Source organism: Brachyspira innocens ATCC 29796 (genome assembly GCF_000384655.1).
Taxonomy (GTDB): Bacteria; Spirochaetota; Brachyspiria; order Brachyspirales; family Brachyspiraceae; genus Brachyspira; species Brachyspira innocens.
Genome location: NZ_ARQI01000129.1, coordinates 44,942 through 60,876 on the forward strand (window position 1 = coordinate 44,942; position 15,935 = coordinate 60,876).

Sequence of the window (15,935 nt, forward strand, 5' to 3'; positions counted from 1 at the left end):
AAATAACCAATATAAAAATAAAATTAAAAAGGATTTTTAAATATGAGTATACAAAAATACATTTCAAAATTAGACAGCCTTGAATTCGGCAAAATGTATAAAAATGATTTCTTCCTAACTTGGGACAAAACTTTTGATGAATTACAAGCAGTTTGGACTGTTGCTGATGCTTTAAGATTTTTAAGAGAAGGCAACATCTCTACTAAAGTATTTGATTCTGGTTTGGGTATTTCTTTATTCAGAGATAATTCTACTAGAACTCGTTTCTCTTTTGCTTCTGCTTGTAACCTTTTAGGTTTGGAAGTTCAGGACTTAGACGAAGGTAAAAGCCAAATAGCTCATGGTGAAACAGTTAGAGAAACTGCAAACATGGTATCATTTATGGCTGATGTTATAGGTATCAGAGATGATATGTACATTGGTAAAGGTCACGAATATATGAAAGAAGTTTCTGCTTCTGTAAGACAAGGATACAATGACGGAATATTAGAACAAATTCCTACTTTGGTAAACTTACAATGTGATAGAGACCACCCAACACAAATGATGGCTGACTCACTTCACTTTATTCATGAATTAGGCGGATTAGAAAACCTTAAAGGTAAAAAAGTTGCTATGACTTGGGCTTATTCTCCTTCTTACGGTAAACCTTTATCTGTACCTCAAGGTGCTGCTGGTTTATTTACTAGATTGGGTATGGATGTTGCTTTGGCTTATCCAAAAGGTTATGAACTTATGCCAGAAGTTGAAGATATTGCTAAGAAAAATGCTGAAGCTGCTGGTGTTAAATTAACTATCACTAATAGTATGGACGAGGCTTTTGAAAATGCTGATGTTGTTTATCCTAAATCTTGGGCTCCTTTTGCTGCTATGCAGGAAAGAACAGACCTTTACGGTAAAGGCGACACTGACGGTATCAAAGCTCTTGAAAAAAGATTACTAGAACAAAATGCTCAGCATAAAGATTGGTGCTGTACTGAAGATATGATGAAAAAAACTAAAGATGGAAAAGCATTATATTTACACTGCTTACCTGCTGATATTAATGATGTTAGCTGTAAAGATGGCGAAGTTGCTGCTTCAGTATTTGACAGATACAGAGTTCCTCTTTATAAACAAGCTAGCTACAAACCTTATGTTATAGCTGCTATGATATTCTTATCTAAATTCAGAGATCCTCAAGCTATATTAAGCAAATTAGCTTCAGATGGAAAACCAAGAGTATTTGGCTGTTAATAATAAAAAAATATAATGGTAAGTATCTATGATAAACATAATAGTACTTACCATTTTATATCTATAATATTGTGAAAAAAAGCACTTATTATAGATAATTAACTTAATTTAATTTTGATTTTAGGATATAAAAATGGAAAATAAAAAAAGAATTGTTATTGCTTTGGGCGGTAATGCTTTGGGAGATACTTTAGCAGAGCAAATGCAGGCTGTAAAAATAACTGCTAAAAATATAGTAGATTTGGTTGAAAACGGATGCGAAGTAATTGTGGCACATGGAAACGGTCCTCAAGTTGGATTCATTAACAATGCTATGAATGAATATACTACTAATCATAAAACAGGTAATGATATACCTTTATCAGTATGTGTTGCTATGAGTCAGGCTTATATTGGTTATGATTTACAAAATGCTATTATGGAAGAGTTTTCTAATAGAAATTTGCAGGTTCCTCCTATAGCTACATTAATTACACAAGTTATAGTTGATGAAAAAGATCCTGCTTTTCAAAACCCTACTAAACCTATAGGTCAGTTTATGACTAAAGAAGAGGGAGAGTCTAAATCAAAAGAATTAGGCTGGATAGTTAAAGAAGACGCTGGAAGAGGATACAGAAGAGTTGTTGCTTCACCAAAACCAGTTGCTATTGCTGAAAGTACAGCTATAAAAGCTATGCTCAATGAAAAAGCATTAGTTATATGCTGCGGAGGCGGCGGTATACCAGTAATAAGAATAGGCAATCATTTAAAAGGTATGCCTGCTGTTATAGACAAAGACTTTGCTGCTTCAGTACTTGCTAAAGAACTTCATGCCGATATGCTTATAATATTAACTGCTGTAGAAAAAGTTGCTGTTAATTTCGGAAAACCTGATGTTAAATGGCTTGATTCTATGACTGTAGAAGAAGCTAAAAAATACTGCGATGAAGGTCAGTTTGCACCTGGTTCTATGCTTCCTAAAGTTCAGGCTTGTATGCAGTTTGCAGAAGCTACTGGAAAAGAAGCTATGATTACATTACTTGAAAAAGCTAAAGATGCTATAAACGGCAAAACAGGAACTAGAATAACTAAATAATTTTATAAATAATAACTTAAAGGACATAATTTATTTTTATATAATATGCCCAAATTTTTATTTAATACTGAGGTAATTAGAGGTAATTAAATGAAGACTTTTATTAAAGAATTGAGTAATTCTATACCAAGAGTAGATGCTTTAGATAAAATAACAGGAAAAACAAAGTATTTAAACGATATAGATTTCGGTAAAGATATACTTTATGCAAAAATGGTATATTCTACAAAAGCAAGGGCTAAAATATTAAAAATAAATATCCCAGAACTTCCAGACGGATATTTTACTGTTGATTACAGAGATGTTCCTGGAAAAAACATGACTACTATGGTTGTTTCTGATTGGCCTCCTTTTGCTGAAAATACAGTAAGGTATATTGGAGAGACTATACTTCTCGTAGTGGGTCCTGATAAAAATATAGTTTATGATATAGCAGAAAAAATTGTAATAGAGTACGAGGATTTAGAGGCGTCTCTTACTATAGATGATTCCAAAAAATTATTGGGTGGTGCTATAGTAGGAGATAATAATATATTTGTATCATTTAAAGCTGGATATGGCGATGTAGATAATGCATTCAAAAAAGCAAAAACCATTATAGAAGAAACATATTATACTCCATATCAAGAACATTTGTATATGGAAGTTAATGGTGCTGTTGGTATATTGGAAAATGAAAAAGTTTCAATTTATTCTTCCACTCAATGCCCATACTATGTACGTAAAGCAGCCGCTCCAGTGCTTGGTGTTGAAGAGGATAACTTAAGAATAATAGCTCCTCCTATAGGCGGAGGATTCGGAGGAAAAGAGCATTATCCTGATATATTGGCTGCTGCAGTTGCTGTTGCCGCATACAAAGCAAAAAAAACTGTTAAACTCATATTAGACAGACAATTTGATATGGCTTACAGTGTAAAAAGACAGCCTGCTCAAATAACAACAAAAGCAGCTCTTGATGAAAATAATAATATCATTGCTCTTGATGTAGTATCCGATATGGATGCAGGTGCTTATGAAGCTAGTTCAAGAGTTATTATGCAAAGATGCACATACACTGCTGCTAATGTATATAATTTTCCTAATGTAAGAGTTTTAGGAAGATTATACGCCACTAATAATGTACCTAGCTGTGCATTCAGAGGATTCGGCGGACCTCAGGCTATATTTGCTATAGAAAGAACTATGGATAATATAGCCAAAAAAATAGGTATTGATCCTATAGAGTTAAAAAGAAAATATTTTGTCAAAAAAAATGATCCTACAATAACAGGCGGTATATTTCATGATAATATAATACTTCCTCAAATGCTTGAATGGGCTTTAAAAGAATCAGACTATGAAAGAAAGTATAAAGAATATAAAAACACTATGTATAAAGGAATAGGAATATCATGCTTTTTACATGGCTGTGCATTCACTGGAAGCGGAGAGAGAGATATAATAAAAGCCAAATTAAAATTAAGAAAAAAAGGAAATAAAGTAACTATACTCACTTCAAATACAGAAATAGGACAAGGACTTCATACCACATTCAAAAAAATAGCCGCATACAATTTATCTATTCCATTAGAAGATATAGAAATAGCCGAATACGATACAGAAATCGTTCCAAATACTGGTCCTACTGTAGCTTCGCGTTCTGTTATGATAGTAGGATATCTAATACAAGAGGCTTCTAAAAAGTTAAAACAAAGATGGAGTGAATCTGAAGAAATAGAAATAATAGAAGACTATAAACACCCTACACATTTAATAGATTGGGATACTTCTACTTTAAGAGGAGATGCATATCCTAGCTACGGACTTGGAATTAATGTTGTAGAAGTTGAAGTTGATAAAGTTACATTAGAAGTAAAAATTGTAGGAGTTTGGGCTGTATTTGACTGCGGATATCCTATAGACGAAAAAATAGTTGAAGGACAAATAAAAGGCGGAGTTGCTCAGGCATTAGGCTGGGGAGCTTTAGAAAAAATAGTAAATAAAAATGGAAGATTCCTGCAAGTAAAAATGTCTGACTATATGATACCTACTTCTTTAGATTTGCCAGAAATAAAAACATGCATTATGGGTGAGCCTTACGAATACGGACCTTTAGGTGCTAAGGGTGTTGGAGAGATAACATTTGACGGAGCTGCAAGTGCTTATGCTTCAGCTATGGAAAGTGCTTTGAATTATCATTTCACAAGTATTCCTATACTGCCTGAAAATATTGCGGAGGTATTATAATGGCTATAAACTTTACTGTTAATGGTGAAAAAATTACTACAGAACTAAATCCTTTAACTAGATTAATAGATTTTTTACGCGATGAATTAAAACTCACTGGCACTAAAGAAGGATGCGGAGAGGGAGAATGCGGTGCTTGTGCAGTATTTTTAGATAAAAAAGTAGTGAACTCCTGCCTTATACCTATAGCATTATGTGAAGGAAAAGAAATAATTACTATAGAAGGGTATACAAAAACAGAAAAAGGAAAAATTGTAGTTCAGGCTTTTTTAGATGAGGGTGCTGTGCAATGCGGTTTTTGTACTCCGGGTATGGTAATGTCTTCTGAAGCTATATTAAGCAGTACTAAAGGAAAACCTACCGAATATGATGTAAGAAAAGGTTTATCAGGCAATCTATGCAGATGCACTGGGTATGACCATATAGTTAATGCTGTATTAAGAGCTTCTGATATGGCTTCTAAGGAGGGTAAAAACCTATGGCAGTAGAGAAAACTTTAAGTGCAAAAAATATAAATGAAGCTTTAGAATTAAAAGCTAAATATAATCCTATAATATTTGCAGGCGGTACTGATTTGATGGTTGAGCATTTGAGAGGAAGTAATTTAATAGCTAAATTTGACAGACCTGTATTATTTATAAATTATTTAGATGAATTAAAAGATATAAAAGAAGATGAAAATAATATCATTATAGGAGCATTAACTACTTTTGATGAAATTATTAAATCTCCTTTAACGCCTCAAGTATTAAAAGAAAGTGCCTCTGGTATAGCAGGTCCTCCTATTAGAAATATAGCTACTATTGGAGGAAATATCTGCAATGCTTCACCTTCAGCTGATAGTCTTCCTTCATTATACGCAATGGACAGTGTTTTGCGATTAAAAAATAAAGATTCTCAGAGAGATATAAAAATTAAAGATTTTATTACTGGAGTGGGCAAAACTATTATTAAAGATGATGAAATACTCACACATATAATAATACCAAAAAAAGATTATAAATATTCTTTCTACAAAAAAATAGGTACTAGAAAAGCAAATGCATTATCAAAACTAGCGATATGTGCTTTAGCTCTTAAAGAAAATGATAAATATAGATTTAAAATAAGTTTTTGTACATTAGGTACTACTATAACAAGAGATGAAGCTATAGAAGAAAAATTTATGGCTTCAAATATCAATGAATGGAAAAATAACATTAATCTTATACAGGAAGCATATTCTAATATTATGAAACCAAGAGACAGTGCAAGGTCAACTGCTTTGTATAGGAAAAAGTGTGCTTTAAATTTAATAAAGTATTTTATAGAGGATATCTGTACAAAATAGTTTATTAATTTAAATAAAAACAATTTAATGAATGGAGAAGAAATATGAGTACGAATGAAAAAACTCAAAATGCTTTGTTTGAATACGAAGCCGTTCCAAAGATGTCGCAGGCTTTTCCGCTAGCCATTCAGCATGTAGTTGCTATGATTGTAGGCTGTGTAACTCCTGCTCTTATAGTATCATCTGCAGCAGGACTTAAGAGCGGAAGTCCAGAACAAATACTCTTAGTTCAGTCATCTTTAGTATTTGCTGCTATTTCTACAATAATAATGGTTTTCCCTATACCTATCACTAAAAATTATCATATAGGTGCAAGACTTCCTATGATTATCGGTGTTAGTTTTGCTTATGTATCTACTATGCAGTCTATAGCAAGAGGTCCTGAAGGTACTGGTCTTGGTGCTCAAGGTCTTGCTATTATATTTGGTGCTCAGGTAATAGGCGGTATAGTTGCTATTATATTCGGGCTTGCTGTTGAAAAAATAAGAAAGTTATTTCCTCCTCTAATAGCTGGTACTGTTGTATTTACCGTTGGTCTTTCATTATATCCTACTGCTGTAAGATATATGGCTGGCGGAAGTACATTATATAGTATAAATGGAGAAGTTGTTCCTTTTGGTTCTTGGCAGTATTGGGCTGTTGCTTTTATCACTCTTATTGCTGTTATCATATTCAATCAGTTTACTAAAGGATTCTTAAAACTAGCTTCTATACTTATGGGTTTAATAGTAGGATATATAGCTGCCTTTTTCTTTGGAATGATTAATTTTACTAGTGTTGCTAATGCAGGTATTTTCCAAGCTCCGAAATTACTTCCTTTTGGTATAGAGTTTGATCCTTCTGCTTGTATTGCTATAGCTCTTTTATTTGCTGTAAACTCTGTTCAGGCTATAGGAGATTTCTCTGCTACTACTTCAGGCGGTATGGGAAGAATGCCTACTGATAAAGAATTAAAATGCGGTATTACTGCTTATGGTCTTACTAACATATTATCTTCTATGTTCGGCTGTCTGCCTACTGCTACTTACAGTCAGAACGTTGGTATAGTTGCTACTACTAAAGTTATTAACAGAATAGTATTTTTAATTGCTGCTATTATCATATTGGTGGCTGGATTATTCCCTAAATTCTCTGCTTTGCTTACTACTATACCTTCATGCGTACTAGGCGGAGCTACTATTATGGTATTTGCTTCTATTGCTATGACTGGTATAAAATTAGTATTCACTGAAAATATGGGACCTAGAAATACATTAATAGTTGGTCTTGCTGTTGCTTTAGGTATGGGTACTGTTCAAGTTGGAGGAGCTTTAGACACTTTCCCTGCTTGGGCTAAAACTGTATTTGGAAGCAGCCCTGTTGTTATAGCTACTTGTGTTGCTATTATACTTAATGTTGTTCTTCCTAAAGAGGAAGCTAAAAAATAAATAAATTATAATAAAAAATAAAGCATAAGTTATTATTAATTTAATACTTATGCTTTTTTATTAGACTTGTTTCAAAACTACTTGACAAATAATTTTATGAGTTTGTTATTTTATGCTAAATTATATAATATTAATTATTAAATAAATCATATGTTTTACATGTCGTATGATTTATCATTTTAATATATAAATATGCAGTCTTTTTGCTTCTTTGGGTCACCAAAAGAAGTAGGGGTGTGGGGGCTAGCCCCCACAATTAATAAATAAAATTAGTTTTGAAACAAGTCTATTAATTTAAATCTTCTCTTGTATCTATATCTTTTAATTTATTTTCATCTATTGTATAAAAAAAACAGTCATCTATATTTTTTTTAATTATTTTTAAAGCTCCATTGTCATGCTCTAAACTTAAAATATCACTAATATATTTTGATGAAAACACCGCAGGATTAGATGGTCTCTCTCCTGTAAACATAGCACCTATATTTTTATGACTATAATAAAAATATTTAAGCATATTAAAAATATCATAACTTTCTAAAACAGGCATATCACATACAAAAAAAGCAAATGAGTCAGCTTTGAGTTTTATAGCCTCATTAATACCAAGTTTTATAGAAGAGCTTATACCTTCATTATGATTATCATTATATACTGAAATATAATCCTTATTTTCAAATGATTTATTTATTATCTCATCATATATACTTACTGCTATTACAGAAGTTTCTATATTTTTTAAATTATCATATTCTTTAAATAATTTTCTTACATCTGATATTTTATTAATAGTATTTTCAAATAAGGTTTTATTATTTAGAGTTTTAAACTTATGAATTAATTTATTGCCCTTAAAACGTTTGCTGTTACCAGAGGCTAATATAATAAATGCTGTTTTTTTATATGTAATATTATTATTCTTTGTAAAATCATTTAAATATAAACTTATATTATCACATTTGTTTTTAAGTTTATTTATATAATATTTATTTGCAATATATTCAATAGTTTCTAAATCCACTATTTTTTCACTATCTATTTCACTGCATAAATTATATCTGAAACATACCTCTTTAAACTTTCTTCCTAAACTATGAAGCCCCATTACTATAACTATTTTGTATATTTTTCCGTATAAAAACTCTGGTATAATAGGCTCTTCATCATTTGGTATTTTTATGGGATAATACTTTGCTCCATCTGCCTCTATCAAAATAATATCTGCAAAATCAATGGCTTTTTTTAATTCATCATCTCCTGCATACATTAGTTTTTTATCATCATACTCTTTGCCTAATATAATAATATTATCATTATCAAAAGAATGCGAACCTATTGTTTCTATGTATTTTTCAGGTTTAAAAATTTTTGCTGTTGTTGTTATAACTACTCTTTTATCTTTATAACTTTCTGATAATCTTTTTATATATGAGGTCTTTCCTCCAGCACCGCATACAACAATAACTTTAGACATAATATTAACCAATAGTTACATCGCTTGTAGGCAGATCTATTATTCCATATTTTCCCTGCTTAATAGAACCTATACTCATAAATAAAGTAAGATACCCTACTCTGCCTATGAACATCAAGAGTATAAGTATTAATTTGCTCCATATTGTAACTGTAGGTGTTATACCCAAAGAAAGACCTACTGTACTTATAGCCGATACTGCCTCAAAAAGTATAGGCATCATAGTTTTTGATTTTTCTATATAAAACATAATAAATGAAGCAAGTACTGAAATACTTATAGCAAGCGTAACTATAGCAACAGATTTATTAACAGTATCACTTTTTATTTTTCTGCCATTAACTACAATATACGGTCTGTTAAAAATTGCTGTAATTACTGAAAACATAAATACAAATAATGTAGTAGTTTTTACGCCCCCTCCTGTACTGTTTGGAGAAGCACCTACAAACATCAAAAATATCACTACTCCTATAGTAACAGTACTCATAGAATTATATGCTATAGTTTCAAATCCTGCTGTTCTAGGACTCACACTTTGAAATAGGGAAACTAATATTTTTTCTTTTAAAGGCAAATCCTTTAAAGAATTTGAATATTCATTAAAAAATATAAAAACACTTCCTACTATTATTAAAATAACACTTGTATATATAACTATTCTAGCCTGAACATCAAATACATATCTTTGTCCTTTTATCTTATTAATTACAGCCCTTGATACTGTAAGCATTACTGGATATCCTATACCTCCAAGAGTAATAAGAAGCATAATAGTAACATTCACTGTAATATTGGCAGAATACTGATGAAGATTATCTGTATAAAGAGAAAATCCTGCATTACAAAAAGCACTTATAGAATGAAATACAGAAGAGAATATACGCATTCCCAATTTACTGTCAGTTTCCATAACTGTAAATAAAGAAACTGCTCCCAACAACTCTATAAAAAATGTTGATAAAAAAATTACTTTTACAGTTGATTGTATTATATCTTTATTTTGAGTATTAAACATCTCTAAAGTTCTAACCCTATCCTGAACACTTCCTTTATTTACCGAAAATAAAAGTACTATTGCCGATATGGACATAATACCAAGTCCGCCTATTTGTATAAGTGTTATTAATACAACTTGACCAAACAATGTAAACTCTTTGGATATATCTATGACACTAAGACCTGTAACACATACCGCACTAGTAGCTGTAAATAATGCATCAACAAATGATAATTTACCGCTTACTGTACTTAAAGGAAGATATAATAATAAACTTCCTAATGTGATAACAAATATAAAAGAGGCTATAATCATCTGATATAATGTAAACTTAGAATATGAAAGCCTAAGCCAATTTATAACTATAACCAAAAAGAAAAGTATTGACCCTGCTATAGTCCATATTATTCTATTTGCATATATATCATAATATTTTTTGCTGAAAAAATTAAGAAGTAAAAGACCTATAAGCTGAATGATAGGAACTACTATATAAAGTTTTCTAGGTGCTATTCTTATTTGATCTATAAGTATAAAAACAAAACAAACTGTAATAACATTAATTATCTTATCATAATTAGCTATATAAAAATTATCAGCATTGACTTGTCTTATCTGCATAAGAAGAACAAATATTGCAAATATAGAACCTGCTATTGCTGCTAAATTTGATACTCTTTTAAAAAACTCATCTATAGTCTGTATTATATTTTTATTATTATTTATATTATTATCTGTTCTATTATTAAATATATTTTTCATAAACTAATCTTTATTTTTGTAGTATTAGTATTTTAATATATATTTAATTATATGTAAATATATAATTTTATTTTTTGCCTCTGTTGATATCATAATCGCCTCTCATTCCAGTAAGAATATATCCGATATTTTTCATATTATTTTTTAAACTTTCAACACCTTCAGCAGATTCAGTCCCAGTAGATATTTTATCATTGTATAATAAATATTTTTTTCTAACGTCCATAGGAGATAAATTCGGCATAACAACATTAGAACCATGAAGTATTCCTAATTCTCTGCCTCCTTCTTTTATAGTACCTAAAGCCGTAGTAGCGGGTATCAATGCTAAAGGAAAAATTAAACGAAGTATGCTTATAAGTATTAAAGTAAGTTCAAGTTCCCCTTTTTTTTCATTAGCAAAAGGTGTATCTTTATGCGGCAAAAACGGTCCTATACCTATCATCTCTGGTTTTATCTCCTGCATAAATACTAAATCATCTGCAATATTTTCTAAAGTTTGATAAGGACTTCCAACCATAATGCCTGTGCCTGTTTGAAATCCTAACTTTTTTAAATTTCTTAAGCATTCTTTTCTATTATTCAAACTCATCTCCATTGGGTGAAGTTTTGAATAATGAATATTATCCGAAGTTTCATGCCTTAATAAAAATCTGTCAGCTCCTTTTTCTTTTAATACTCTGTAATACTCTTCTTCTTTCTCCCCTATTGATAATGTTAATGCACAGTCTGGAAATTTATTTTTAATTGCCTCTACTATATCAGACATTATATTTATATTATAATAAGGATCTTCTCCTCCTTGCAAAACAAAAGTTCTAAATCCTATTTCATATCCAAGTTCGCAGCATGATAAAATATCTTCTTTACTCAATCTGTATCTTTCAGCATTTTTATTGCTCTTTCTTATACCGCAGTATATGCAGTCATTTTTGCAGTAATTAGTAAACTCTATAAGACCACGCATAAAAACATACTTTCCGAATATTTTATCTGCCTTTTCCCTAGCCTTTACTCTAAGATATTCTTTTAATTCTTTTACGCTCTCTTCTTCTTTATGAGTCAATTGTTTTTTATTAATATTATTATCATACTCAAAAGATGATAATAAAAATAAAGCATCATCATAAGATATGCTTTCTTCTTTATCTATTTTGTTAATAATTTCTTTTGCTCTGTTTATATCAATCAAATTTATATTCCTTTACATATAAAAATATAATAAACTTTTATAAGAATAAAATATACATTAAAACAAAATAATATAATCTATATAAATTAAATAGTTTTAGAAAATATTTATTAAAGTTCTTCTATTTCTTTTATACTAAGTCCAGTAATATCGCTTATTAGTGATATATCTATATTTTTATTTTTCATATTTTTTGCAGTTAATATTTGATTTTTTTTTATACCTTGTTCTATACCCTTCTCCATACCTTGTTCTATACCCTTCTCCATACCTTGTTCTATACCCTTCTCTATACCTTTTTTAAAACCTTCTTCAATGCCTAATCTTCTCTCTTCCTCAAGCATTATTTGATTACCATATAGATAAGCCTCTCTTTTATCATATTCATTCATCATTAATCTATCTTTAATAAAGTTATTGTATCTTCTCTGTACTTCTTCCATTATAGGCTTTTCTTTAACTAACTCAGACATAATTATCTCCTTATTATCTTTTTCTTTCATAGTGAAAAATTTAATCCAGCAATCTAAATCTTTATCTAATAAATTGTCTTTAAATTTCTTAAGTTCAATTATATGTATTTGCAAATGATCAGTAAGAAGTCTTTTGCTATTTGTGTCGTAAATCATATAGCAAGAGTGAACATTATTTGAGTCATCTAAATTAAAATTAAGCAAATTTATACTAACAACTGGAGTTAAAGCATCATACTTCTCCCCCTGCTTTAATAGCTTGCTATAATTGGAAGCCCAATAATATAATATTCTTTCTGGAAATCTTGAGTTTCCTTGAAGCTGAATCTCTATTATAACAACTGTACCATTTTGTGTAATACATTTAACATCAACTATAGTTTCTTTATTTTGATAATTTTCCTTATAATTAAATGGAGTAAGTATTTCCACACTTCTAAAAGTTTTCATATTAGCGTCAAGCATTGTAGAGTTAATAAAATCAAGTAATATTAAATTGCTGTCTTTAGATGAGAATAAATATCTCACAAAATAATCATTTAAAACATTAATATCTCTTCTCATAATATTATTATACTAAAATAAATATAAATGTAAAGTTATAAATAAAAACATCATTACATATAAAAATACACACTATTTTTATTAATGAATTATTTTAATCACTTTATATTATTAAATATATTTCACCCCATTAATTTTAGCTATAGTCATACCATAATTAGTTATAGGAACATTCTGCTCTTCGCATATTCTTATCCTATTTAAAATATGCTTTCTAGTACCCATACACCCGCCGCAATGTATTACCAAATCATATTTAGACAAATCGTCTGGAAAATCATTTCCTACAGCATAGTCGATATCAAAGTCAAAACCAAATTTCTTTTTTAAAAGATTAGGTATTTTTACTCTTCCAATATCACCCTCCAAAGGAACATGGGTACAGCTTTCTGCAATTAATAATTTGCTCTCTTTTGTAAGATTGTCTATAAAGTCAGCACCTCTTTTATATACTTCTTCATTTCCTTTGTATCTTGCAAAAAGTACAGAAAATGAAGTTAAAAGACTTTCCTCTGGTTTTAACTTTTCTACTTCTTTGAATACTTGAGAATCTGTTATTATTACTTTAGGAGGCTTACTCAATGCTCTAATAGCTTTTTCAAATTTATCAAAAGTAGAAGCTATGATTACAGCTTTATTGTCTAGTATATCTCTTATAGTCTGCACTTGCGGAAGTATAAGACGCCCCTTTGGTGCTTGAATATCCTGAGGCATAACAAGCATTACAATATCATCTTCTTTAATTATATGTCCTGTTATACTAATTTCTTCTGTTTTTGGAATTGATAATTTTATAGCTTCTATTAGATTATCAATATTAAATCTATTATTTGCACTAATAGAAATAACTTCTAAATCGAACATTTCTTTTATATTCTGTTCTATATTTTTATAGTTATCGTTTAAATCTATTTTGTTTAATACAGCTATAACAGGTATCTCTAAACCAAAAAGCTCATTTTTCCATTTTAATTCAAGCAAATAATCATTATTAATAAAAGAAGCATCAAATACAAGCAAAGCAATATCAGTAGATTCCATAATTTTTCTAGTTTTATGTATTCTTAAAACACCAAGCTCACCCTCATCATCAAAACCAGCAGTATCAACTATGGCACATGCTCCTATACCGTTTATTTCTATAGCTTTTTTAACAGGGTCTGTAGTAGTTCCTGCAGTATCAGATACTATTGCTACATCTTGATTGGCAATTGCATTAATAATACTGGATTTACCTGCATTTCTTCTTCCAAATATTGCAATATGCGTTCTGTTTGAATTTGGTGTGGTATTCATATTTTATCCCATTTGTTTATAATATATATATATTTTATTAAAAACTTATTTTTTTATTTAATATTATTCTATAAAATACACCGAGCAAATAAAATTATATTTTTCTGCTCGGTGAAATAAATATCTCATAAAATTAAATCAATAATTTATACATCAATATATAAAATTAATTAAAATTTAAAATCTCTTCTTCCTTCATCTATGCCTTTTAAAGCATCAACCAATTTCATTTTTACCTTTTCATTAGGTACTCTCTCTATCTCATTTGCCATAACTTTATCTATAGATTTTTTAGTTTCTTCTTTGGCATAATCGTTTTCATATTCTTTTAAAGTTATTATAGCATTGGCCTGACAGAAATTTTTTATTTGTCCGCTCTTAGCAAAAGCCATAAATCTGTCTCCTGTTCTTCCTTCTCTATAGCAAGCTGTACAGAAACTAGGAAGATATCCAATATCAGAAAGCCATTTTATAATATCATCAAGCGAACGGTTATCAGATATTTCAAACTGTTTTGAGTTCTCTTCTTCCTCTTCAACATATCCTCCAACACTAGTTCTTGAACCTCCGCTTATTTGAGAAACACCAACCTCTAATGCCTCCTCTCTTGATTTTTGACTCTCTCTTGTAGAAACTATTATACCAGTATAAGGAACAGCAATTCTTAAAACCGCAACTATCTTTTTAAATAAACTATCAACAATAGCATTAGGGAAACTTTTAACATCAACATCATCAGCAGGTCTTATTCTAGGAACACTTATAGTATGAGGTCCGCAGCCAAAAGTATCTTCTAAGTGTTTAGCATGATAAAGCATAGCGGTAAAATCATATTTATAATCATAAAGCCCAAATAATACGCCTATACCTACATCATCAATACCGCCTTCCATAGCTCTGTCCATTGCCTCAGTATGATATTCATAATTGCTTTTAGGTCCGCTTGGGTGAACTTTTTCATAAGTAGGTTTATGATAAGTTTCTTGGAATAATACATAAGTACCTATTCCTGCATCTTTTAACTTTTTATAATTTTCAACTGTAGTAGCTGCAATATTAACATTAACTCTTCTAATAGCTCCGTTTTTATGTTTAATGCTGTATATTGTTTTTATAGATTCAAGTAGATATTCCATACTAGCATAATCTGGGTCTTCTCCAGTTTCTAATGCTAGTCTTTTATGCCCCATATCCTGCAATGCTGTAACTTCTGCTCTAATCTCATCTTGAGTTAATTGCTTTCTTGCTATATGGCTATTTTTAGCATGATAAGGACAGTAGACACATCCGTTTATACAATAGTTAGATAAATAAAGCGGAGCAAATAAAACTATTCTTTTACCATATATTTCTAATTTGATTTTCTTTGCTATTTCAAACATCTCATTTTCAGCATCTTTGTCATTGCAAAGAAGTAAAGCTAATGCCTCATAAGGTTCAAGACCTTTCATTAGACTTGCCTTATCTAATATCTCTCTTATATTATAATCGCCGCTTTCTACTTTGGATATGGTTTTTAATATCTCTTCATCATTAATAAACTCATTTGCATTTCTTGATTTAGAATCGTACTTGAATAAAGTTTCTAAAGACATAAAATATACTCCTATTTTATAATTAAACTGTATTACTTTTTACTGGCATAAAGTGCTTTAGCAGAAACATTTTCAATCATGCCAAGTTTGCCTGTTAAACTATTAATTTTATCGATAGGAGCATTTAATACTATGCTTATGATATTTATATTTTCTTCTCTGTAAGGTATGCCCATTCTTCCTATAACAAAATCACTGTAGCTATGAAGAATTTCATTCACCTTTGCCGCAGCATTGGTGTCTTCAATTATTATACCTATAACAGCAATTCTATTATTTTCCATA

The 15,935-nt window shown here is 30.0% G+C and carries 13 protein-coding genes; 6 read left to right on the plus strand and 7 right to left on the minus strand.

What is annotated here, in order from left to right; all coding sequences use genetic code 11:
- Positions 1 to 42: 42 nt before the first annotated feature.
- The 6 genes from ygeW (at position 43) to F811_RS0114170 (ending at position 7,294) form a co-directional block, all read left to right on the plus strand.
- Entirely contained in the window at positions 43 to 1,236 is a 1,194-nt protein-coding gene (gene ygeW, locus F811_RS0114145; protein ID WP_020005894.1) for a knotted carbamoyltransferase YgeW, read from the plus strand.
- 133 nt (positions 1,237 to 1,369) lie between these two features.
- Positions 1,370 to 2,311: a carbamate kinase gene (arcC, locus tag F811_RS0114150; RefSeq protein WP_020005895.1), complete on the plus strand. Its 942-nt coding sequence runs from the start codon at positions 1,370 to 1,372 to the stop codon at positions 2,309 to 2,311.
- Positions 2,312 to 2,401: 90 nt separating this feature from the next.
- Positions 2,402 to 4,537 carry a xanthine dehydrogenase family protein molybdopterin-binding subunit gene (locus tag F811_RS0114155; protein ID WP_020005896.1) on the plus strand — a complete coding sequence of 712 codons (2,136 nt, stop codon included), beginning with the start codon at positions 2,402 to 2,404 and terminating at the stop codon, positions 4,535 to 4,537.
- A complete protein-coding gene (locus F811_RS0114160; protein ID WP_020005897.1) occupies positions 4,537 to 5,025 on the plus strand; it encodes a (2Fe-2S)-binding protein in 489 nt (162 codons plus the stop codon). The genes F811_RS0114155 and F811_RS0114160 overlap by 1 nt, the downstream gene beginning before the upstream one ends.
- Positions 5,016 to 5,867, plus strand: coding sequence for an FAD binding domain-containing protein (locus F811_RS0114165; protein WP_020005898.1), 852 nt, complete (start codon positions 5,016 to 5,018; stop codon positions 5,865 to 5,867). Before F811_RS0114160 ends, F811_RS0114165 begins: the two co-directional genes overlap by 10 nt.
- A gap of 44 nt (positions 5,868 to 5,911) precedes the next feature.
- The gene (locus tag F811_RS0114170) at positions 5,912 to 7,294 is read left to right on the plus strand and encodes a uracil-xanthine permease family protein (RefSeq protein WP_020005899.1); all 1,383 of its coding nucleotides are present in this window, start codon (positions 5,912 to 5,914) and stop codon (positions 7,292 to 7,294) included.
- A 289-nt stretch (positions 7,295 to 7,583) separates the two neighbouring features.
- On the opposite strand, the gene yqeC is transcribed toward F811_RS0114170, so the two are convergent.
- The 7 genes from yqeC to F811_RS0114205 form a co-directional block, all read right to left on the minus strand.
- Complete coding sequence (gene yqeC, locus F811_RS0114175) at positions 7,584 to 8,768, minus strand: selenium cofactor biosynthesis protein YqeC (RefSeq protein WP_020005900.1); 1,185 nt, start codon at positions 8,766 to 8,768, stop codon at positions 7,584 to 7,586.
- Between the two features lie 4 nt (positions 8,769 to 8,772).
- Positions 8,773 to 10,530, minus strand: a complete 1,758-nt coding sequence (locus tag F811_RS0114180; protein ID WP_020005901.1) for a TrkH family potassium uptake protein — start codon at positions 10,528 to 10,530, stop codon at positions 8,773 to 8,775.
- Positions 10,531 to 10,597: 67 nt separating this feature from the next.
- Entirely contained in the window at positions 10,598 to 11,722 is a 1,125-nt protein-coding gene (hydE, locus tag F811_RS0114185; protein WP_020005902.1) for a [FeFe] hydrogenase H-cluster radical SAM maturase HydE, read from the minus strand.
- 110 nt (positions 11,723 to 11,832) lie between these two features.
- On the minus strand, positions 11,833 to 12,759 hold the full coding sequence (locus tag F811_RS0114190) for an Rpn family recombination-promoting nuclease/putative transposase (RefSeq protein ID WP_020005903.1): 927 nt from the start codon (positions 12,757 to 12,759) through the stop codon (positions 11,833 to 11,835).
- A gap of 111 nt (positions 12,760 to 12,870) precedes the next feature.
- Positions 12,871 to 14,055 (minus strand): [FeFe] hydrogenase H-cluster maturation GTPase HydF, encoded by a 1,185-nt coding sequence (gene hydF, locus F811_RS0114195; RefSeq protein WP_020005904.1) that lies wholly within the window; start codon positions 14,053 to 14,055, stop codon positions 12,871 to 12,873.
- A gap of 170 nt (positions 14,056 to 14,225) precedes the next feature.
- A complete protein-coding gene (hydG, locus tag F811_RS0114200; protein WP_020005905.1) occupies positions 14,226 to 15,650 on the minus strand; it encodes a [FeFe] hydrogenase H-cluster radical SAM maturase HydG in 1,425 nt (474 codons plus the stop codon).
- A gap of 32 nt (positions 15,651 to 15,682) precedes the next feature.
- Positions 15,683 to 15,934 (minus strand): TM1266 family iron-only hydrogenase system putative regulator, encoded by a 252-nt coding sequence (locus tag F811_RS0114205; RefSeq protein ID WP_008727843.1) that lies wholly within the window; start codon positions 15,932 to 15,934, stop codon positions 15,683 to 15,685.
- Position 15,935 lies beyond the last annotated feature (1 nt).

Excerpts from the sequence above, each read along its gene's own strand:
- ygeW (WP_020005894.1), top strand. The coding sequence starts at position 43 with ATGAGTATACAAAAATACATTTCAAAATTAGACAGCCTTGAATTCGGC.
- arcC (WP_020005895.1), top strand. The coding sequence starts at position 1,370 with ATGGAAAATAAAAAAAGAATTGTTATTGCTTTGGGCGGTAATGCTTTG.
- F811_RS0114155 (WP_020005896.1), top strand. The coding sequence starts at position 2,402 with ATGAAGACTTTTATTAAAGAATTGAGTAATTCTATACCAAGAGTAGAT.
- F811_RS0114160 (WP_020005897.1), top strand. The coding sequence starts at position 4,537 with ATGGCTATAAACTTTACTGTTAATGGTGAAAAAATTACTACAGAACTA.
- F811_RS0114165 (WP_020005898.1), top strand. The coding sequence starts at position 5,016 with ATGGCAGTAGAGAAAACTTTAAGTGCAAAAAATATAAATGAAGCTTTA.
- F811_RS0114170 (WP_020005899.1), top strand. The coding sequence starts at position 5,912 with ATGAGTACGAATGAAAAAACTCAAAATGCTTTGTTTGAATACGAAGCC.
- yqeC (WP_020005900.1), bottom strand. The coding sequence starts at position 8,768 with ATGTCTAAAGTTATTGTTGTATGCGGTGCTGGAGGAAAGACCTCATAT.
- F811_RS0114180 (WP_020005901.1), bottom strand. The coding sequence starts at position 10,530 with ATGAAAAATATATTTAATAATAGAACAGATAATAATATAAATAATAAT.
- F811_RS0114190 (WP_020005903.1), bottom strand. The coding sequence starts at position 12,759 with ATGAGAAGAGATATTAATGTTTTAAATGATTATTTTGTGAGATATTTA.
- hydF (WP_020005904.1), bottom strand. The coding sequence starts at position 14,055 with ATGAATACCACACCAAATTCAAACAGAACGCATATTGCAATATTTGGA.
- hydG (WP_020005905.1), bottom strand. The coding sequence starts at position 15,650 with ATGTCTTTAGAAACTTTATTCAAGTACGATTCTAAATCAAGAAATGCA.
- F811_RS0114205 (WP_008727843.1), bottom strand. The coding sequence starts at position 15,934 with ATGGAAAATAATAGAATTGCTGTTATAGGTATAATAATTGAAGACACC.